Origin of the sequence: Cyanobium sp. Lug-B (assembly GCF_024345635.1) — a bacterium.
In the GTDB taxonomy this organism is placed as follows: domain Bacteria; phylum Cyanobacteriota; class Cyanobacteriia; order PCC-6307; family Cyanobiaceae; genus Cyanobium; species Cyanobium minutissimum.
On the sequence record NZ_JAGQBM010000002.1, the window covers coordinates 1 to 18,687 of the forward strand.

Consider the following 18,687-nt stretch of genomic DNA (forward strand, 5'->3'; position numbering starts at 1 on the left):
CGCCGCCAGCGCCAGCGGGCCGAGGCCCGGGCAGGCCGGCTGCGCCGGCGGCTGGAGGGCCTGGGCCTGCCGCTGGTGGCCAATCGCGATCCCCTGCGCCTGGTGCTGGCCACCGCCCCGCTGGGGATCAACGGCCTGGAGGCCGACACCTGGCTGCTGGAGCGGGGGGTGATCGCCGAGCTGCCGGAACCCGGCGCCCTCACCTTCTGCCTGGGGCTGAATCCGCCCCGGGGGGTGGAGCGGCGCCTGCCGCGCCAGCTGGAGGATCTGCGCCGGGCCCTCGGCGGGCCACCCCTGCCCCCCCTCACCCCGCCCCCCCTGCCGCTGCTGGCGGCGCCGGAGCTGGCGATCGGCGTGGCCTGGCGGAGCCCCGCCGTAGCCATCCCCCTGGAGGAGGCTGCCGGCCGGCTGGCGGCGGCACCGCTCTGCCCCTATCCGCCGGGGATCCCGCTGCTGGTGCCGGGGGAGCGGATCGATCCGGCCCGCGCCGCCTGGCTGCTGGAGCAACGGCGTCTCTGGCCCGGTCAGATCGCTGATACGGTGAGCGTCGTGGCCGGTTCGTGAGCCCGTTGCCGAACCCCTTCCACTGGGATTTCGTCACCCCCGGACTGCCGGACAGCGCCTTCGAGGACGCCCCGGGCTTCAGCCCCACGCCGCTGGAGCTGCGGGTGATGCTGCTGGCCCACCTGCGGCCCCGGGCCGATTCCCTCGTCTGGGACGTGGGCGGCGGCACCGGCGCCCTGGCCCTGGAGATCGCCCGGCTGATGCCCGGTGGCGCGGTGCACACCCTGGAGCGGGATCCGGAGGCGATCGAGCTGCTGGAGCGCAACCGGCAGCGTTTCGACATCCACAACCTGCACATCCACGCCGGCGAGGCACCGGAGGACCTGGCCCTGCTGCCCCCCCACCCGGACCGGGTGCTGCTGGAGGTGGGGCGGCCCCTGGAGGACGTGCTGCGGGCCGTCTGGGAGGCGCTGCAGCCCTCCGGACGGCTGGTGATCAGCACCGTCAACCTGGAGGGCCTGGTGAAGGCCACGGACACCCTCGCCCAGCTGGGCGCCCACGATGTCCAGGTGGTGCAGGCCACCGTGCACCGCATGCAGCGCCGCGGCAGCCAGGCCAAGCTGGCGGCCGCCGAACCGCTGTTCGTGATTGCCGCCGAGCGCTGAGTCCAAGCCCTTGCTTCCCGCCCCCCGCACCGCCACCTCCCTCCCGCGCCTGCTGAGCGGCTGGCTGGCCGGCGGCTTCGGGCTGGTGGTGGTGGGCCTGGGGGGCTGGTGGTTCACCGTGGCCGTGGGGGTGATCGTGCACCTGGGCCTGCTGGAGTTCTTCCGCATGGCCCAGTTCAAGGGCATCCGGCCGGCCGTGAAGACCACCCTGGTGGCAGTGCAGTTGCTGCTGGTCTCCACCCAGGTGGCCGCCGGCAGCCTCTGGGGGGGGAGCGGCATGGCGGGCGACGTGGCGGCGGCGGTGCTGCCCGCCTCCGGGGCGGTGATCTGCGGCTGGCTGCTGCTGCAGCCCGTCACCGGCACCATCGCCGACATCGCCGCGTCGGTGTTCGGCCTGTTCTATCTGGGCTTCCTGCCCAGCCACTGGATCAAGCTGCGCGATCTCACCGATCCCGCCCTGGCCCCCGCCCTCGACGGCCTGGGCTGGCCCTGGAGCCCGGGCATGGCCCTCACCCTGCTGGCCTGCCTGATGATCGTGGCCACCGACATCGGCTCCTACGTGATCGGCCGGCGCCTCGGGCGTCACGCCCTTTCGCCGATCTCCCCCGGCAAGACGGTGGAGGGGGCCCTGGGCGGGGTGGTCTGCGCCCTGCTGGTGGGGGGCCTGGGCGGGGTGCTGCTGGGCTGGCGCTGGGGCTGGCTGATCGGAGCGGTGCTGGGGGCGGTGGTCTCCCTGTTCGCTCTGGTGGGTGACCTGACCGAATCGATGATGAAGCGGGATGCGGGCCTGAAGGATTCCGGCGATGCGATCCCCGGCCACGGCGGCATCCTCGACCGGATCGACAGCTACCTGTTCGTGCCGGCGGTGGTCTATTCCCTGGTGACCCTGGTGCTGCCCCTGCTGCAGCGGGGCTGAAGTTTTCCCACGGAACCCCACGGGCGCCGGACCCCCTCAGGTTCCGGACTCAGGGGGAGACCCGGGCCTCCCCCTCCAGATGCAGCAGGCCGGCGCCGAGCTCGGCCCGCTCGATGCGGATGTTGGGGTCCATCGGCAGCCGGGCCTGGGGCGTCCCCTCGGCGCAGCGCAGTTCCACGGTGCCGCCGTCGGCCCGCACCACCACCTCCCGCTCCACCGGATCCCGGTCGCCGCTGGCGAAGGCCCGCAGCAGCAGCCGGTCCTCCCGGATGCGCAGCCCCGCCAGGGGCGTGAGGCCCAGCAGGTCGTCGGCCAGGCCGTCGCCGAGGCCGCGCCAGGCCGGGGTGCTGAGGGAACGGCTCAGCCCATCGCCGCTGAAGCTCACCTGCCCCTGGATGCGGAAGGGCGACTCCAGCTTCACCGCCTGGTTGCGCACCAGGGAGCCCATGCGCACCTGGATGCCGTCGCAGCGCAGCTCCACCTCCTCGATCTCCATCGCCTGGTAGACGACCCGCCGGGCCCGCAGCCGCACGCCGTCGAGGCGGCCCCGCAGCAGCCGCAGCCCCGAGCCCTCCAGGCGGATCTCCAGCCGTTCGATGGCGTCGCACTGCTGGCGCAGCCACAGCTCCAGCCCCCGGGCCAGCAGGCCCATCACCGGGCCCTCGGTGGGTCTCTCGCCGTCCGGGGTCTCGCTCATCCGCCACCAGGGGACAGGGCTCCCCAGATTCTCACTCCATCCGGGGCCCTTCCGTCCGGGCCTGGCGGGCGGCACGGAAGGCCTCGGCGGCCGTGATCGCGGCCAGCAGCAGCAGCCCGCCCAGGCCGATCAGCTGGTCGGTGGGATCGGCGGCCGTGGGGTCCGCCCCGGGGCCGCCGCCGCCCAGCACCGCCCCGAGCAGGAACCACCCCGTGGCCAGGGCCGTGGTGATCCAGTAGGCGCGCCAGCGGCGCTGGTAGATGTAGCCGCTGCCCAGGCCGGGCACGACGTTGAGCAGGGCCCCCAGCCAGGGCGCGGACGCCGCCAGGATGGTTCGATCGTCAGGCGTCATCGGGGTCGCTCCATGGCTGGATCCGGCACCGAGTCTGGACAGCCACCGGGGCGACCGGCGCCCTCGCTGGCGGTGATCGGCGCCGGGGTGGCCGGCTGCGCCCTGGCCGCGGGGCTGCGGCGGGGCGGCTGGGGGGGATCAATCGTCCTCTGGGAGGTGGGCCGGGGCCCCGGCGGCCGGGCCGCCACCCGCCGCTCCCGCCACGACCCCGGCTGGCACATCGACCACGGGGCACCGCTGTTCAATCTGAGCGAGGGGCCCGAACCGGAGCTGGTGGCGCCGCTGCTGGCGGGGGGCTGGATCGAGCCCTGGCGGGAGCCGGCGGCGCTGCTCGACGCTGAAGGGGCCCTGGGGCCAGCCGATGGGGATCCCCTGTTGAGCGGCCGCCTGTATAGGGGGCGCCGGGGTATGGACGACCTTGGCCGCGGGCTGCTGGCCCTGGCGGAGGCCCCGGCGGTGGTGCCGGCGGCGCCCGGGAGCCTGTCCTGCCGCTACGGCACCCTGATCCACCACCTGGAGGTCCGGCCCGGCGGGGGCTGGCGCCTGGCCGACGCCACCGGGGCGGTGCAGGGGGAGGCCGACTGGCTGGTGCTCAGCGGCACCCTGCTGGCCCATCCCCGCGCCCGGGAGCGGTTCGGCTGGCCGCAGGTGCCGCTGCAGAGCGCGGCGCAGGGCCTCGGCGATGCGGAGCTCGAGGCGGCCTTGGCGGCCATCGCCAGCATGGAGATGGAAGCGCGCACCAACCTGATGCTGACGATCGAGCCGACCGCCGCCGCCCGCTGGCTGGTGATGCCCTTCCGGCTGCTGGGCCTGAACGGCCCCGCCCAGCGACGCTGGGGGCTGCGGCGGCTGTCGATCCAGCCCCTGGCCGATGGCCGCTGCGCCGTCGTGGCCCATGGGGTTCTGGCGGAGCCCGATGACGCCGCCGCGATCACCGCCTTGGAGCGGGCCGTCACCGGGGCCCTGGCCCCCTGGCTGGGCGATGGGGCCGGCGCTGCCGAGACGCTGGTGGGGGTGGAGCGGCGTCAGTTGATGCGCTGGGGGGCCGCCTTCCCCAAGGGCCCCGGGCTCCCGTCCGCCGCCACGGTCTGTCGGCGCAGCCGGGTGGCCTTCTGCGGCGACTTCATCGCGGGGCCGGGCTTCGGCCGCATTGAGGGGGCCCTGCGCAGCGCCCAGGCCCTGGCGGGCCGTCTGCTGGCCCTGGTGCTGCTGCTCGGCCTTGCCCTGGGCAACCCGGCAACGGCCACGGCGGCAGCCGCGACCACGACCATCCCCTACCGCTGCGACGGCGACCTGCTGCTGGCGACCGCTGACAACGGGGCCGTGGATGCCCCGGGCATCCCCAACACTGTCGCCGGCACGGTGCCCGGCGCCACCGTGCTGCTGGAGTGGCGCGGCCTGAGCCTGCAGCTGCCGCGCACCAACAACGCCGGTCCGCCCAGCTACACCGACGGGATCTGGTGGTGGAGCCTGGAGGATCCAGCCCAACCCCGCTTCCTGCACCGCCGCGGCGCCATCGAGAGCTTCAGCTGCCAGGCAGTTCCTGCCGCAGGGCCGCCAGCCGACGGCCGTTGACGCCCAGGTCCGAATCCCCCAGCCGGGAGCTGGAGCGGGCCTGCAGCACACCAGACGCCGGCGGGGCGTAGAGCTCAAGGTCGTCGACGAAGCCGAACAGCCGGCTGGTGGCGATGGCGTGCAGATAGGCGCCGTCCCGCTCGAGGATCCTCAGCCCCTCGGTGGTCTCCAGGATCGGCACCAGCGCGCCCAGGGCAGCCTCAGGGTCGGCGAGCGGCCAGTCGACCCTGGCGCAGTGGGCCGGCGCCCCACAGGGGGAGAGGGAGCCGCCGTGCACGCCGAGGTCCTCCGGCACCGGCCCCTCCATGTGCAGGAGCGAGGCCTCGGCCCGGCCGGGAAGCGCCAGGGCGGGGACCCCGAGCAGCAGCACGAGCAGCAGGCCGGCGATCAGACGCGGCAGGGAAAGGCGAGGGGCAGAGGTCATGGGTGGGTGGGGATCGGGGCGCAGGGAACGCCCAGCCAGGCGGCGGCGACCTGCTCGGGCTGGTCGATGTGGGGCAGGTGGCCGCAGGCCGCCAGTTCGGTGATGCGGGGACCCAGCAGGGCCTGGGCGGCGCGCTTCTGGGGGGCCCGCAGGATCCGGTCGTCGGCGCCCCAGAGCACCGCCAGGGGCTGGGGGGGCAGGGGGTCGCCGCAGCCGGCGAAGCCGCCGCTGCGGGCGAAACGGCCCAGGGCAGCGGCCCAGCCCGGCGACTGCAGGTGCAGCGAAGCGATCTCCAGCTCCGCAGGGCCCACATCCCGCTCGGGGTCGGCGAAGGCGCTGCGGCAGAGGCCTTGCCGCACCGAGGGCAGGGCCAGGAAACGCACCCCCAGCCCGTCCAGCAGGGGCGGCAGGGGCATGGGCCGGCCCGTGAGACCGGCCGGGGCCAGCAGCAGCAGGCGCTCGAAGCGTCCGGGATGGCGCCGGGCCAGCTCCACCGCCACCGCACCCCCCATCGAGGCACCGATCAGGCCGAGGCGGCGGCCCCCCCAGGACTCCCGCCGCTCCAGCTCCTCCAGCAGCGCTTCAAGGTGAGCCAGCACGGCCTGGGGGGTGTACTCCCGCTCCACGGGCCTGGGACAGAATCCGAACCCGTGCAGGTCCGGGATCAGCAGCCGGTGATGGGCCGCCAGAAGGGGGGCCAGGCGGCGGAACTCCAGGAACGAGCTGTCGAAGCCATGCAGGAGCAGCAGGGGCGGACCCTCCCCCAGCACGGCCACGGGCCAGTGCCCAGGGTGCTGCGGCAGCTCCCACCATTCCACCCGGGCGGCCAGGTCGCGGCCGAGGGGATCGAGCAACGACGCGGCGGCGGTCGCGACCAGCTCGCGGCCACTGGGGGGGCCGGCCGTCACGCCTGCTGCCGCTCGGCGGTGGCGCCCACCATGGCGGCAAGCAGATCCTCGGGGGCCACCGCGAAGGGCAGCCGGTGCAGGTCGGAGCCCTCCCGGCAGGCAAAGCGACAGACCTGGCGCAACTGATCAAGGCTGGCGCCGGCCAGCCCCAGGTCCTCCAGATCAGTGGGCAGGCCCAGCCGGCGGAAGAAGGGCAGCAGCTGACGCCGGGCCTGGGCCGCCAGGCGATTACCCGCCAGCTGCTCCTCCAGCCACAGCTGCACCAGCACGCCGAAGCCCACCTTCTCGCCATGCAGGCAGCCGTGGGTGGCGGCGAGCTGGGTGAGTCCGTTGTGGACGGCGTGGGCGGCCACGGTGCGGCAGCGGGCCCCGCCGATGCCGCCGATCAGGCCGGCGGTGAGGGCGCAGCCCTCCGCCACCCGCACCCAGGCCTCGCCGGAGGGGTCGGCGAGGGCGGCTTCCCCCTCGAGCAGCAGCAGATCGCGCAGCAGGCGCGCCATCTGCACCGCCTGCTGAATCAGCCCATCGCCACTGCTGCCGCTGCTCACCGAGGCCTCGTACCACTTGGCCACCGCATCGGCGATGCCGCTGGCCAGGGTGCGCGGCGGGGCCTGTCGCACCAGGGCATGGTCGAAGACGAGCAGGTCCGGGCAGCGGTCGAGGGCAACATCCCCGAGGAAGGCGCCCTCGGGGGTGTAGAGGTTGGCCAGGGCCGTCCAGCCGGCGCAGGTGGCGGCGCTGGTGGGCACCGTGATGCAGGGGAGGCCGAGCCGGTGGGCCAGCAGCTTGCCCGCGTCCAGCACCTTGCCGCCACCGGCGGCGATGACGGCATCACAGCCGGCGGCCGCGGCGTCCCGGGCCAGGGGGCCGAGGTCGTCGTCGCAGCAGTCGCGCAGGTCCTGGCTGACCACGGGACAGGCCCCGCCTTGCTCCAGGTCGGCGGCCAGTTGCTGACGCAGCCCGAAGGTGGAGGCACTGCGGCCAAGGAGCAGGGGCCTCCGGCCCAGGTCAACGATGCGGGGCAGGGCCTCACGCCAGGCCCCCTCCCCACGGAGGACCACCGCCGGGGCGATGGCCTGGGTCTGCAGAAGATCCGTCATGGCCGCCATCTCATCAAAGAAATGTAGAAGTCGGCCGATCCGGGTCGCGATCGATCAGGCGCTGGCGCTGGCCAGCTCCGGCAGGGATGGGGTGACCGACTGCTTGCGGATCACCACCTGCTTGTCGTCGTCGACATCCACCAGGCAGGCATCGCCTTCACCGATCCGGCCGGAGAGGAATTCCTCCGCCAGCGAATCCTCGAGCAGGCGCATCACCGCACGGCGCAGGGGACGGGCGCCGTAGCTGGGGTTGTAGCCCTCCTCGACGAGGCGCTCCTTGAAGGCCTCGGTGACGGACATGCCGATGCCCTTGTCCTGCATGCGGGCGAAGACCTCCCGCAGCATGATCTCGGCGATCAGCTTCACCTCGTCGCGGGTGAGTTGACGGAAGACGATGATCTCGTCGAGACGGTTGAGGAACTCGGGGCGGAAGTACTGCTTCAGCTCCTCGTTGACCAGGGAGCGGATGCGGTTGTACTGGGTCTCCTCCACGTCGCCGCCGCCGAACTCGAAGCCGAGGCCGCCACCACCCTTCTCGATCACCTTCGAACCGATGTTCGAGGTCATGATGATCAGGGTGTTCTTGAAATCGACCGTGCGTCCCTTGGAATCGGTGAGCCGGCCGTCCTCCAGCAGCTGCAGCAGCAGGTTGAAGACATCGGGGTGGGCCTTCTCGATCTCGTCGAACAGCACCACGGTGTAGGGACGCCGGCGCACGGCCTCGGTGAGCTGCCCGCCTTCGTTGAAGCCCACATAGCCCGGAGGCGAACCGATCAGCTTGCTGACGGTGTGGCGTTCCATGAACTCGCTCATGTCGAGCCGGATCATGGCGTCCTCGCTGCCGAAGAAGTAGGCGGCGAGAGCCTTGGTGAGCTCCGTCTTGCCGACGCCGGTGGGGCCGGAGAAGATGAAGCTGGCGATCGGGCGATTGGGGTTCTTGAGGCCGACCCGCGCCCGCCGGATGGCCCGGGACACGGCCTTGACGGCCTCGTCCTGGCCGATGAGGCGCTGGTGGAGAGTCTCCTCCATGTTGAGCAGCTTCACCGACTCGCTCTCGGTCAGCTTCTGGACGGGCACGCCGGTCCAGGAGGCGACGATCTGGGCGATGTCCTCCTCGGTGACGAGGGGGGAGCGGCTTTCCTCACTGGCGTCATCGGCCACGGGGCCGCCCAGCAGGGCCGGGGTGTCGGTCTCGCCGGAGGCACTGGCTGGTTCGTCGTCGCGACGGGCCTGCAGGATCGTGCGGATCTGGTCGCGCAGTTCGACCTCCTTGTCGCGCAGTTCACCGGCCTTGGTGAAGTCCTGCTGGCGGACGGCATCCTCCTTCTCCTTCTGGACGCCGCGCAGCTGCTTGTCGACCTCCTTGGCCGCCGGCGGCAGCTTGGAGTTGAGCAGCCGCACCCGGCTGCCGGCCTCGTCGATCAGGTCGATGGCCTTGTCGGGCAGGAAGCGGTCGCTGATGTAGCGGTCGCCGAGGGTGGCGGCGGCGACGAGGGCCTCATCGCTGATCTTGAGGCGGTGGTGCTGCTCGTAGCGCTCCCGCAGCCCCTTGAGGATCTCAATCGTGTCGACGACGGAGGGCTCGCCCACCATCACCGGCTGGAAGCGGCGTTCCAGGGCGGCGTCGCGCTCGATGTGCTTGCGGTATTCATCGAGGGTGGTGGCGCCGATGCACTGCAGTTCACCCCGGGCCAGGGCCGGCTTGAGGATGTTGGCGGCGTCGATGGCGCCTTCGGCGGCACCGGCGCCGATCAGGGTGTGCACCTCGTCGATCACGAGGATCACGTTCCCGGCGGAGCGGATCTCCTCCATGATCTTCTTGAGCCGTTCCTCGAACTCACCCCGGTACTTGGTGCCGGCCACCAGCAGGCCGATGTCGAGGGTGAGGACGCGCTTGTCCTCGAGGATGTCGGGGATCTCACCCTGGGTGATCCGCTGGGCCAGGCCCTCGGCGATGGCGGTCTTGCCCACGCCCGGCTCACCGATCAGGACGGGGTTGTTCTTGGTGCGGCGGCCGAGGATCTGGATCACCCGGTCGATCTCGTTCTGGCGTCCCACGACGGGGTCGAGCTTGGACTCGGCCGCCAGCTGGGTGAGGTTGCTGCCGAATTCGTCGAGGGTGGGGGTCTTGGTGGAGCCCTTGCCCGAGCTGCCGGAGGCCACTTCGGCCGTCTCGCCCAGCATGCGGATCACCTGGGTGCGGACCTTGGCCAGGTCGACGCCGAGGTTCTCGAGCACCCGGGCGGCCACGCCCTCGCCCTCACGGATCAGCCCCAGGAGCAGGTGCTCGGTGCCGATGTAGTTGTGCCCGAGCTGGCGGGCCTCCTCCAGGGAGAGCTCCAGCACCCGCTTGGCCCGCGGGGTGAAGGGGATCTCCACGGCGACGAAGCCGGAGCCGCGGCCGATGATCTTCTCGACCTCGACCCGGGCGTCCTTGAGGTTGACCCCCATCGACTTGAGGACCTTGGCGGCGACACCGGTGCCCTCGCCGATCAGGCCCAGCAGGATCTGCTCGGTGCCGACGAAGTTGTGGCCGAGGCGGCGGGCCTCTTCCTGGGCCAGCATGATCACCTTGATGGCCTTCTCGGTAAACCGCTCGAACATGGGGCGGGACCAGATGCAAGTGGCACCAACCTATCAGGATTGAAGGGCCGTGTGGGAGGTGGGGAGCACACTCCTCAGAAACCCACGTGCCGCAGGCGCTCAGACGAATCAGAACACAAACGAAGGGCCAGGATTGACAAGAAATAGGTATAGGAATCTACGGTTATCCACACCCCTGTCACATTGTCAGGTTCCCAGGGTCAGGTTGACCCATTGGATCAGGGCGTCCTCCCCATTGCGGTAGTAACCATGACGGATGCCGGCGGTGCGGAACCCCAGGGCTTCGTACAGGGCGATCCCCGGGCCATTGCCGGCCGCCACCTCCAGGGTGGCGCGGCGGGCGCCGCGCTCGCGGCCGGCCGCCATCAACGCCTGCAGCACCCGACGCCCCAGCCCCCGGCGGCGCTGGTCCGGGGCCACCGCCACCAGGGTGATGTGCAGCTCGTCGACCACGAGCCAGCCACTGGCCATGGCCAGCAGGTCGGCCCCCCGGCGCAGCCCCAGGCCCGGCCGGCCCTCCTCCTCCAGCTCCCGGCGCCACTGCTCCAGGCTCCAGAGGCCGCCGAGGGCGGCCCGGTCGAGGGCCAGGCAGGCCGCGGCGTCCGCCGGGACCAGCGGAGACAGGGTCGGGTCGGGCAGCGGTGGCGGAGGTGGCGCCGGCACGGCCGTTGGACAAGAACATCCTTACGATCGGACATCCTGACCCCATCGACGAACAGGCCGCCATGGTGACCAGCGCCTCCCCGGCGACCGATCCGGTCGCTCCCCTTTCCGCGGCCCCGATCGCCTCCGGAGGTCCCTTCGAGCAGGGAGCCGATCCGCTCAGCCCCAACCGCAACCTGGCTCCGCTCACCGCCCGCCTCGATGCCCTGGGCCGCCTGGAGGTGGGGGGATGCCTGCTGAGCGACCTGGCGCGCACCTACGGCACGCCGCTCTACGTGCTCGATGAGGCCAGCCTGCGGGCCACCTGCCGGGCCTACCGGGAGGCCCTGGACGCCCACTACCCCGGCGAGGCGCTGGCCCTCTACGCCTCCAAGGCCAACAGTTCCCTGGCGATCACGGCCCTGGTGGCTGCCGAGGGCCTGGGCCTCGATGCGGTCTCGGCCGGGGAACTGCTCACGGCGCTGCAGGGCGGCATGCCGGCCGAGCGGATCGTCTTCCACGGCAACAACAAATCCGCCGAGGAGCTGCAGCTCGCCGTCGACCGCGGCGTGACGGTGATCCTCGACAACTGGAACGACATCAGCCTGCTCGCCACCCTGGCGGCCGGGCGGCCCGCGCCGGTGCGGGTGCTGGTGCGGTTCACCCCGGGCATCGAGTGCCACACCCACGAGTACATCCGCACCGGCCACCTCGACAGCAAATTCGGCTTCGACCCCGACCAGCTGGAGGCCGTGCTGCGCCACCTGGCCGCCTGCCCCTGGGCGCGGGTGGATGGTCTGCATGCCCACATCGGCTCCCAGATCTTCGAGCTGGAACCCCACCGCGACCTGGCCGGGGTGATGGCCGAGGCCCTGGGCCTGGCCCGTTCCCTCGGCCACCCCTGCGGCGACCTCAACGTCGGCGGCGGCCTCGGCATCCGCTATGTGGGCTCCGATGATCCGCCGAGCATCCAGGAGTGGGTGCGGGTGGTGGCGACGGCGGTGGCCGAGGCCTGCGGCCAGCGCCAGCTGGCCCTGCCGCGGCTGCTGTGCGAACCCGGCCGCTCCCTGGTGGCGACGGCGGGGCTGACGCTCTACACCCTGGGCAGCCGCAAGGAGATCCCCGGCCTGCGCACCTACCTCTCGGTGGATGGCGGCATGAGCGACAACCCGCGGCCGATCACCTATCAGTCGCTGTACACCGCGGTGCTGGCCGACCGGCCGCTGGCGGAGGCCACCGAGGCGGTCACCGTGGCCGGCAAGCACTGCGAGTCCGGCGACGTGCTGCTCCACGACGTCCGTCTGCCGGCCACCGCCCCCGGGGACGTGCTCGCCGTGTTCGCCACCGGCGCCTACAACGCGTCGATGGGCTCCAACTACAACCGCATCCCCCGGCCGGCGGCGGTGCTCGTTCACGACGGCGTGGCCGAGGTGGTGCAGCGGCGCGAGCAGCCGGAAGACCTACTGCGCTACGACGTCCTGCCCCACCGGCTCCTGCCGGTATCCTGACCGCGTCAGGCGGCCACCCGTTGAACCGGCCTGCCCCTCCTTTGTGTTGTGATCTGGCTGCGGCTCATCGATTTCCGCCTGCTGCTGGATCTCCTGTTCGCTTCCCTGCTCGGGCTGCTCCTGCTGGGCCGGGTCACGGAAGCGCGCACCCTGTGGCTGCTGCGCGGCTACCTGTTCCTGGTGGCGCTGGCCTGGTTCGTGCAGCGTTACGCCAACCTGCCCCTCACCAGCAGCCTGGTGGATGCGCTGGTGCTGGCCTGCAGCCTCGCCCTGGCGATCCTGTGGCAGGGGGAACTGCGGCGCCTGATGGAACTGCTGGGCACCGGCCGCCTTGGGGTGCTGTTCGCCGACCGCAGCCGGGACCAGCTGGCGTCTGGGTCGGTGAGCCTGCTCACCGAGGCGGCCGGGCGTCTGTCCCAGGCGCGCTGCGGGGCCCTGATCGTGCTCGACCTGGGCAGTGATCTGCGCCCCGAGGACTTCCTCAACCCCGGCATCCGCATCGATGCCCAGCTCTCAGTCGACCTGCTGCTCAACCTCTTCGCGGTGGACACCCCCCTGCACGACGGGGCGGTGCTGGTCCAGAAGAACCGCATCGTGGCGGCCGGGGTGATCCTGCCCCTCTCCCGCCAGGGCCTGAACCGCTACGGCACCCGCCACCTGGCCGCCATGGGACTGACCGAGCGCCACGACGGCTGTTTCTGCATCGTCGTCTCCGAGGAGACGGGCACCCTGTCGCTCGCCTCCCAGGGCCGGCTGGAGCGGCCGATCACCAGCAGCCGCCTTCACGACCTGCTCACCGACGCCCTGGCCTCCGCTCCCACGGGGCGTAGCGTGGCGGCGGACCCGCCGGAACATCGCGGATGAGTCGCGCCCTGGCGACCACTCCATCGTCCGATCCCGACCAGCTGCCCGCCCAGCTGGATCCGGCTCGGCTGCCCCGCCACGTGGCGGTGATCATGGACGGCAACGGCCGCTGGGCCCGTCAGCGGGGGCTGCCCCGGGCCATGGGCCACCGGGCCGGGGTGGAGGTGCTGAAACGCACCCTGCGCCACTGCAGCGACTGGGGCATCGGCGCCCTCACCGCCTATGCCTTCTCCACCGAGAACTGGACCCGGCCGGGCGAGGAGGTGGCCTTCCTGATGGCCCTGTTCGAACGGGTGCTGGCCAAGGAGCTCGAGGCCCTCGAGCGTCAGCAGGTGCGCATCCGCTTCCTCGGCGATCTGGAGCCCCTGCCGGAGGGTCTGAAGGTCCTGATCAACGACGCCACCGAGCGCACGGCCGGCAACAGCGGCATCCACTTCAACGTCTGCACCAACTACGGCGGCCGCAGCGAGCTGGTGCGGGCGGCCCGCCGCCTGGCCGATCGGGCCGCCCGCGGCGAGCTCGACCCCGCCAGCATCGACGAAGAGCTGTTCGCCTCCGAACTGTTCACCGCCGGCGATGCCGACCCCGACCTGCTGATCCGCACCAGCGGCGAGCAGCGCATCAGCAACTTCCTGCTCTGGCAGCTCGCCTACGCCGAGCTGCACATCACCGAGGTGCTCTGGCCCGACTTCGACACCGAGGCCCTGCTGGCGGCGCTGCTGGATTATCAGGGGCGCCAGCGCCGCTTCGGTGGCGTCCAGAACGGTGTGGAGAACGCCCCATGACCCTGCGCCACGACTGGTCCCGCCAGGAGATCCAGGACCTGCTCGACCTGCCCCTGGTGGATCTGCTCTGGCAGGCCCAGGCGGTGCACCGCCGCGCCAACCCCGGCTACCACGTGCAGCTGGCCTCGCTGCTGAGCGTCAAGACCGGGGGCTGCGAGGAGGACTGCGCCTACTGCCCCCAGTCGATGCACCACCCCAGCGACGTGGGCGGCCGGCCGGAGCTGGCGGTGGAGCCGGTCCTGGAGCGCGCCCGGCAGGCCAAGGCGGCCGGCGCCCACCGCTTCTGCATGGGCTGGGCCTGGCGGGAGATCCGGGATGGTGCCCCGTTCGAGGCCATGCTCGCCATGGTGCGGGGGGTGCGGGAGCTGGGCCTGGAGGCCTGCGTCACCGCCGGCATGCTCACGGACGGCCAGGCGGCCCGACTGGCGGAGGCGGGACTGACCGCCTACAACCACAACCTGGACACCAGCCCCGAGCACTACGACCGGATCATCTCCACCCGCACCTACCAGGAGCGGCTCGACACCCTGCAGCGGGTGAGGAGCGCCGGCATCGACCTCTGCTGCGGCGGCATCATCGGCATGGGCGAGACGCCGGACGACCGGGCCGCCCTGCTGCAGGTGCTGGCCTGCCTGGATCCCCATCCCGAGAGCGTGCCGATCAATGCCCTGGTGGCCGTGGAGGGCACTCCGCTGGAGAACCGGCCGCCGGTCGACCCCCTGGAGCTGGTACGCATGGTCGCCACCGCCCGCATCCTCATGCCCCACAGCCGGGTGCGGCTCAGCGCGGGACGCGAGCAGCTGGGACGGGAGGCCCAGATCCTCTGCCTGCTGGCGGGGGCCGATTCGATCTTCTACGGCGACACCCTGCTCACCACCTCCAACCCGGCGATAGCCAGCGACCGGGAGCTGCTGCGGGCCGCCGGGGTGCGGGTGCAGCTGGAGGGGCAGCCCGCCACGGCCGCCCCGGCCGCTCCCGCCACCGCCATCGCCGGCCGCTGAGGGTGCAGGTCGCCAGCTTCTACCGGTTCGTCCCCTTTGGCAGCGAGGAATTGCCGCTCTGGCGGGCCCGGCTGCTGGCCCTGGGCAGCGAGGCCGGCCTGAAGGGCACGGTGCTGCTGGCCCGCGAGGGCATCAACGGCACGGTCTGCGGACCGGCCTCCGCCGTGGCCGCCCTGCTGGCGCTGCTGGAGGCCGATCCCCGCCTGGCCAGCCTGGAGGTCAAGCGCAGTGAGGCCACCGGAGCGGTGTTCCACCGCTTCAAGGTGCGCCTCAAAAGCGAGATCGTGACGATGGCCGAACCTTCGGCCCAGCCGGCCCTGGGCACGGGAATCCCGGTGCCCCCTGCACACTGGAACGCCCTGCTGGATGACCCCGACACCCTGACCATCGACACCCGCAACCACTACGAGGTGGCCCTGGGCAGCTTCGCCGGCGCCATCGACCCCGGCACCGAGAACTTCAGCGACTTCCCCGCCTGGGTGGAGCGGCACCTGCGGCCCCTGGTGGCCCAGCGGCGGCCGCAGCGCCTGGCCCTGTTCTGCACCGGCGGCATCCGCTGCGAGAAGGCCACCGCCCACCTGCTGAACCAGGGCTTCGACAACGTGCTGCAGCTGCAGGGGGGGATCCTCAACTACCTGGAGCAGGTGCCGGAAGCTGAGAGCCGCTGGCACGGCGAGTGCTACGTGTTCGACCAGCGGGTCGCCCTCGACCACCGCCTGCGGCCGGGTAATTACCACGTGTGCCATGCCTGCGGCCTGCCCCTGGCTCCCGCCGACCTGGGCCTGGAGAGCTACGTGGCCGGGGTGAGCTGCCGCCACTGCATCGATCGCTTCTCTGACGCCGACCGGGAGCGGTTCGCCGAACGCCAGCGCCAGATGCGGCGCGCCGAGGCTTCCGGTGTGGCCCATATCGGACGGGTGATGCCCACCGTGGGCGGCTGAGCGGATGGCGCCGCGCCTGTCCATCCTGTACAGCTTCCGCCGCTGCCCCTACGCCATCCGGGCCCGGCTGGCCCTGGCGGCGGCGGGGCTCACGCCGGGGCTGGATCTGGAGCTGCGGGAGGTGCACCTGGGGCGCAAGCCCCCCGAGTTGCTGGAGGCCTCCCCCGCCGCGACCGTGCCGGCCCTGGTGCTGACGCACGACGCCGGCCCCGATCCCCAGGGCGGCGCCCGGGTGCTGCCGGACAGCCTGGCGGTGATGGCCTGGGCCCTGGACCGCCACGATCCCGGCGACCTGCGGCGCCTGGGGAGCAGCAAGGCCGCTGGGCAGGAGCGGGCCCGGATCGCCACCCTGATCGAGCAGAACGATGGGGCCTTCAAGCACCATCTCGACCGCTTCAAGTACGCCCACCGCCATCCCGGCGCCGACCGGGAGCAGCATCGCGGGGCCGCGCTGTCGATCCTGCGGGACTGGAGCGCCGCCCTTGGGCCGGAGGGCTGGCTGGTGGGGGGGCGGCCATCCCTGGCCGACCTGGCCCTGCTGCCCTTCGTGCGCCAGTTCCGTCTCGCCGATCCCGAGGGGTTCGACCAGCTGGGCGATCTGGCTCCGCTGCAGTGCTGGCTGCATCGCTTCCTTGAGGGGCCCGAGCTGGCCGCGGTGATGGCCGGGGCCTGGGCGCCCCGGCGGCCCTGGCGCTCCGGGCAGTGGATCTATCACCTGGCCCTGGCCGACGACTGGCGGGAGGCCAAGACCCGCGGGGTGTACGAGCGCTCGACCCGCGGCCAGTCGCTGCAGGAGGTGGGCTTCATCCATGCCAGCGGGGCCGACCAGGTGGAGGGCACCCACGGGCGCTTCTACGCCGATGCGGGGGAGGTGCTGCTGCTGACCATCGACCCACGGCGCCTGACCGCGCCGCTGCGCTGGGAGCCGGCCCCGGAGAGCGGCGAAAGCTTCCCCCATATCCACGGACCGCTGCCGCTGGAGGCGGTGCTCGCCGCCGAGCCTTACCCGCCGCCGCCGGACAGCGCACCATGCTGAACCTGGAGGTTCTGGAGCGGCAGGCCCGGGAGCGCGGCCTGCTGCTGCGGCTGCAGGTGCAGGGGATGGCGGGAGTGCGGGGACTGCGGGTGGCGGTGGCGCGCCCCCGGCCGGAGCAGCCGCCCCTGCTGCTGGGGGAGCTCAAGGGGTGGTGCCTGCCGCTGGCCGATGGCCTGAGGCTCGACACGATGCGGGTGCAGGGGGAGCGCAGCGAAGCCGTGGGGCCGCTGATCTGGGCCGCCACCTTCGCCTGGTCCCTCGAGGAAACGCCCTGCCGCTCGGCGCGCCTGCTGGCGATCCGCGATGGGGAGCGCCAGCACCGGCGGCTGGTGCGCTACTTCCGGCGGCTCGGCTTCACGCCGCTGCGGGAGCTGGGCGGCGGCCCGCTGGATCTGGCCCCGCGGCTGGTCTGGGGCGGGGCGGGGCTGCTGATGCGGGGCGACTGCGACGAAGGCCTGCGCCGCAGCGCCCGCTGGCTGACGTCCCTCCGGTGACATCTACGTTGGATCCGGGTATCGAGCTGGACCATGGCCACCGCCTCCCTGACCATCAACAACCAGTCGGGAGGCAGCCTCTACTACTACGTCGTCGGGCCAGGGTTCAGCGTTGAGCCGCTCCAGCCCGGCCAGAGCAACAGCCTCTCCCCGGGTCTGAACAATGTTCCGATCCTGGCGGCTCCTCAGATGAGGATCTACGTCTCGAGCTCCGCCACACTGTTCGCCAACCCTGGCCAGGAACCGATCGGCTGGAACATCACAGCGCCCTTCTCCTTCTACGAATACACGATCGATGGCAGCGGCTTTTCCGCTGATATGTCGTATATCGATGACTGGGCCTATCCGATCCAGACCAACATCACCGACAGCAGCGGAAGCGTCCACAATTTCGGCTTTCTGAACGCGGCCGCGATCGCCATGGATTTCGCCGCCCTGCCACCGGGCGGATTCACCACCAGTGCCGCCTCTGGGAAGGGTGTCGGGACAGCATCGAATCTCTGGGATGCCCCGAACCGGCGATTCGTCGGCCCGATGCGGCTCTGGCAGCAGCAGGTGATCATGGCCAACGCCGTGCAGAAGGGGCTACCGGCCTACTGGCCGCCGAATGCTCCCGCGGGCTGGATCCAGTTCCTCGAGGAGGTCCCCTACGGGCCCTCCCCCTTCGGCTACCCGCGCTCCGCCGGCGCCAGCAGCCTCAATCCCCAGCAGACCTATCCCGCCTTCGGCTTCGATTTCTCCATCAATACCTCCTGGGGCGCCATGAACGGCGGGCAGGGTGCGCAGGTGCCCCAGCCAACGGGCGAGAAATACTATGCCCACAACTGGAATGTATGGAACTATGGCTACACCGAAGCCGATCCCAGTGCGGACAAACCCAATCCGAACTATTCCTTTGAATCGAATGCCTACACATCCATCCTCCGCTCCCAGGCGGCGCGGGAGAAGGCAGCCGGCCGACTCCCCGACACCGCCGGAACATCACCAACGGCCGGAAACCCGAACTTCGTCGGCTTCTATACGGCGTCCAAGGACGACTACTACGGCACGTTCACGGTCGCCGCGATCGCCAATGCCAGCCTCACCATCGGAGCCCTGGCCCCGTCCAGCATCGGCACCAGCGGCCAGGACAGCATCGTCGGCACTGGCGGCCACGACATCATCTCGGGTGGCTACGGAGCCGACTGGCTGGCTGGCGCCCCCCTGGCCCCGAACTGGTCCGCCCCCAACAACTTCCGCGACCTGGCCTTCTTCGGTCTGCCCGGAGTGCCGGCCCAGTGGAAAGGTCTGGTGGGCGGTGGCCGCGATACCTTCGTCTATGTCCGGGCCGACAGCAGCCTCAGCAGCCCCCAGTGGCGCGATGTGATCACCGACTTCGCCGCCGACGACAGGATTGATCTTTCGAGGGTGGACGCCGACAGCCGCCGGGCTGGCCTCCAGTCCTTCAACTGGATCGGCTCCAGGGCGTTCTACGGGGAGGCGGGCCAGCTGCGGCTGGAGCAGAACCTCCGCCAGAACCACGCCCTCCTGCAGGGGGATCTCGACGGCAACGGCAGCAGCGACTTCGAAGTGATGCTGATGGGACCGGTCCAGTTCTCGGCCTCCAACCTGATCCTCGCCTGAGGCTGAGCAGAACAGCCGAGGAGACCTGCGCTGGGCACCGAGGGGTTC

The 18,687-nt window shown here is 71.8% G+C and carries 18 protein-coding genes and 1 pseudogene; 12 read left to right on the plus strand and 7 right to left on the minus strand.

The features are described from left to right. The 3 genes and pseudogenes from KBY81_RS16570 to KBY81_RS00535 all read left to right on the plus strand — a co-directional run. Nucleotides 1-564, plus strand: a pseudogene (locus tag KBY81_RS16570) (lysine decarboxylase); the annotation flags it as partial. A gap of 5 nt (nucleotides 565-569) precedes the next feature. Then, on the plus strand, nucleotides 570-1,169 hold the full coding sequence (cbiT, locus tag KBY81_RS00530; RefSeq protein ID WP_106221172.1) for a precorrin-6Y C5,15-methyltransferase subunit CbiT: 600 nt from the start codon (nucleotides 570-572) through the stop codon (nucleotides 1,167-1,169). A 10-nt stretch (nucleotides 1,170-1,179) separates the two neighbouring features. Continuing rightward, nucleotides 1,180-2,085: a phosphatidate cytidylyltransferase gene (locus KBY81_RS00535; RefSeq protein ID WP_106221175.1), complete on the plus strand. Its 906-nt coding sequence runs from the start codon at nucleotides 1,180-1,182 to the stop codon at nucleotides 2,083-2,085. A 49-nt stretch (nucleotides 2,086-2,134) separates the two neighbouring features. On the opposite strand, the gene KBY81_RS00540 is transcribed toward KBY81_RS00535, so the two are convergent. Together KBY81_RS00540 and KBY81_RS00545 are read right to left on the minus strand one after the other, a co-directional pair. Next, nucleotides 2,135-2,782: a DUF2993 domain-containing protein gene (locus KBY81_RS00540; RefSeq protein ID WP_106221177.1), complete on the minus strand. Its 648-nt coding sequence runs from the start codon at nucleotides 2,780-2,782 to the stop codon at nucleotides 2,135-2,137. 31 nt (nucleotides 2,783-2,813) lie between these two features. Beyond that, nucleotides 2,814-3,134: a hypothetical protein gene (locus KBY81_RS00545; protein WP_254970925.1), complete on the minus strand. Its 321-nt coding sequence runs from the start codon at nucleotides 3,132-3,134 to the stop codon at nucleotides 2,814-2,816. 12 nt (nucleotides 3,135-3,146) lie between these two features. On the opposite strand from KBY81_RS00545, the gene KBY81_RS16575 reads away from it, so the two are divergent. Further along, the gene (locus tag KBY81_RS16575) at nucleotides 3,147-4,709 is read left to right on the plus strand and encodes an NAD(P)-binding protein (RefSeq protein WP_315858451.1); all 1,563 of its coding nucleotides are present in this window, start codon (nucleotides 3,147-3,149) and stop codon (nucleotides 4,707-4,709) included. Here KBY81_RS16575 and KBY81_RS00560 read toward each other — a convergent pair. From KBY81_RS00560 to KBY81_RS00580, 5 genes are all read right to left on the minus strand, one after another. Further along, nucleotides 4,660-5,133, minus strand: coding sequence for a DUF1499 domain-containing protein (locus KBY81_RS00560; RefSeq protein ID WP_254975165.1), 474 nt, complete (start codon nucleotides 5,131-5,133; stop codon nucleotides 4,660-4,662). The two genes, KBY81_RS16575 and KBY81_RS00560, sit on opposite strands and share 50 nt — an antisense overlap. Beyond that, nucleotides 5,130-6,041, minus strand: coding sequence for an alpha/beta fold hydrolase (locus KBY81_RS00565; RefSeq protein ID WP_254975166.1), 912 nt, complete (start codon nucleotides 6,039-6,041; stop codon nucleotides 5,130-5,132). The genes KBY81_RS00560 and KBY81_RS00565 overlap by 4 nt, the downstream gene beginning before the upstream one ends. Further along, nucleotides 6,038-7,141: an iron-containing alcohol dehydrogenase gene (locus KBY81_RS00570; protein ID WP_254975167.1), complete on the minus strand. Its 1,104-nt coding sequence runs from the start codon at nucleotides 7,139-7,141 to the stop codon at nucleotides 6,038-6,040. The genes KBY81_RS00565 and KBY81_RS00570 overlap by 4 nt, the downstream gene beginning before the upstream one ends. 54 nt (nucleotides 7,142-7,195) lie before the next feature. After that, on the minus strand, nucleotides 7,196-9,745 hold the full coding sequence (locus KBY81_RS00575) for an ATP-dependent Clp protease ATP-binding subunit (RefSeq protein WP_254970923.1): 2,550 nt from the start codon (nucleotides 9,743-9,745) through the stop codon (nucleotides 7,196-7,198). A gap of 186 nt (nucleotides 9,746-9,931) precedes the next feature. Next, entirely contained in the window at nucleotides 9,932-10,408 is a 477-nt protein-coding gene (locus tag KBY81_RS00580; RefSeq protein ID WP_254975168.1) for a GNAT family N-acetyltransferase, read from the minus strand. A 62-nt stretch (nucleotides 10,409-10,470) separates the two neighbouring features. Here KBY81_RS00580 and lysA point away from each other — a divergent pair, with 62 nt between their 5' ends. Genes lysA through KBY81_RS00620 form a run of 8 tightly spaced genes read left to right on the plus strand, consistent with a single transcriptional unit; the run spans nucleotide 10,471 to nucleotide 18,639 of the window. After that, on the plus strand, nucleotides 10,471-11,895 hold the full coding sequence (gene lysA, locus KBY81_RS00585; RefSeq protein WP_254975169.1) for a diaminopimelate decarboxylase: 1,425 nt from the start codon (nucleotides 10,471-10,473) through the stop codon (nucleotides 11,893-11,895). A gap of 48 nt (nucleotides 11,896-11,943) precedes the next feature. Continuing rightward, on the plus strand, nucleotides 11,944-12,759 hold the full coding sequence (cdaA, locus tag KBY81_RS00590; RefSeq protein ID WP_015107871.1) for a diadenylate cyclase CdaA: 816 nt from the start codon (nucleotides 11,944-11,946) through the stop codon (nucleotides 12,757-12,759). Continuing rightward, entirely contained in the window at nucleotides 12,756-13,544 is a 789-nt protein-coding gene (locus tag KBY81_RS00595; protein WP_106221193.1) for an isoprenyl transferase, read from the plus strand. Before cdaA ends, KBY81_RS00595 begins: the two co-directional genes overlap by 4 nt. Further along, the gene (gene bioB, locus KBY81_RS00600) at nucleotides 13,541-14,545 is read left to right on the plus strand and encodes a biotin synthase BioB (protein ID WP_254975170.1); all 1,005 of its coding nucleotides are present in this window, start codon (nucleotides 13,541-13,543) and stop codon (nucleotides 14,543-14,545) included. The genes KBY81_RS00595 and bioB overlap by 4 nt, the downstream gene beginning before the upstream one ends. Further along, entirely contained in the window at nucleotides 14,542-15,486 is a 945-nt protein-coding gene (locus tag KBY81_RS00605; RefSeq protein ID WP_261356983.1) for a rhodanese-related sulfurtransferase, read from the plus strand. The genes bioB and KBY81_RS00605 overlap by 4 nt, the downstream gene beginning before the upstream one ends. Nucleotides 15,487-15,490: 4 nt before the next feature. Beyond that, nucleotides 15,491-16,522 carry a DUF952 domain-containing protein gene (locus KBY81_RS00610; protein WP_254975172.1) on the plus strand — a complete coding sequence of 344 codons (1,032 nt, stop codon included), beginning with the start codon at nucleotides 15,491-15,493 and terminating at the stop codon, nucleotides 16,520-16,522. After that, nucleotides 16,516-17,016 carry a hypothetical protein gene (locus KBY81_RS00615; protein WP_106221200.1) on the plus strand — a complete coding sequence of 167 codons (501 nt, stop codon included), beginning with the start codon at nucleotides 16,516-16,518 and terminating at the stop codon, nucleotides 17,014-17,016. Before KBY81_RS00610 ends, KBY81_RS00615 begins: the two co-directional genes overlap by 7 nt. A gap of 33 nt (nucleotides 17,017-17,049) precedes the next feature. Then, nucleotides 17,050-18,639, plus strand: a complete 1,590-nt coding sequence (locus KBY81_RS00620) for a M10 family metallopeptidase C-terminal domain-containing protein (RefSeq protein WP_254975173.1) — start codon at nucleotides 17,050-17,052, stop codon at nucleotides 18,637-18,639. Nucleotides 18,640-18,687 lie beyond the last annotated feature (48 nt).

Bases quoted from the DNA above. Each gene is read 5' to 3' on its own strand.
- KBY81_RS00540 (WP_106221177.1), bottom strand. From the start codon at position 2,782: ATGAGCGAGACCCCGGACGGCGAGAGACCCACCGAGGGCCCGGTGATG.
- KBY81_RS00545 (WP_254970925.1), bottom strand. From the start codon at position 3,134: ATGACGCCTGACGATCGAACCATCCTGGCGGCGTCCGCGCCCTGGCTG.
- KBY81_RS16575 (WP_315858451.1), top strand. From the start codon at position 3,147: ATGGCTGGATCCGGCACCGAGTCTGGACAGCCACCGGGGCGACCGGCG.
- KBY81_RS00560 (WP_254975165.1), bottom strand. From the start codon at position 5,133: ATGACCTCTGCCCCTCGCCTTTCCCTGCCGCGTCTGATCGCCGGCCTG.
- KBY81_RS00570 (WP_254975167.1), bottom strand. From the start codon at position 7,141: ATGACGGATCTTCTGCAGACCCAGGCCATCGCCCCGGCGGTGGTCCTC.
- KBY81_RS00575 (WP_254970923.1), bottom strand. From the start codon at position 9,745: ATGTTCGAGCGGTTTACCGAGAAGGCCATCAAGGTGATCATGCTGGCC.
- lysA (WP_254975169.1), top strand. From the start codon at position 10,471: ATGGTGACCAGCGCCTCCCCGGCGACCGATCCGGTCGCTCCCCTTTCC.
- KBY81_RS00595 (WP_106221193.1), top strand. From the start codon at position 12,756: ATGAGTCGCGCCCTGGCGACCACTCCATCGTCCGATCCCGACCAGCTG.
- bioB (WP_254975170.1), top strand. From the start codon at position 13,541: ATGACCCTGCGCCACGACTGGTCCCGCCAGGAGATCCAGGACCTGCTC.
- KBY81_RS00610 (WP_254975172.1), top strand. From the start codon at position 15,491: ATGGCGCCGCGCCTGTCCATCCTGTACAGCTTCCGCCGCTGCCCCTAC.
- KBY81_RS00615 (WP_106221200.1), top strand. From the start codon at position 16,516: ATGCTGAACCTGGAGGTTCTGGAGCGGCAGGCCCGGGAGCGCGGCCTG.
- KBY81_RS00620 (WP_254975173.1), top strand. From the start codon at position 17,050: ATGGCCACCGCCTCCCTGACCATCAACAACCAGTCGGGAGGCAGCCTC.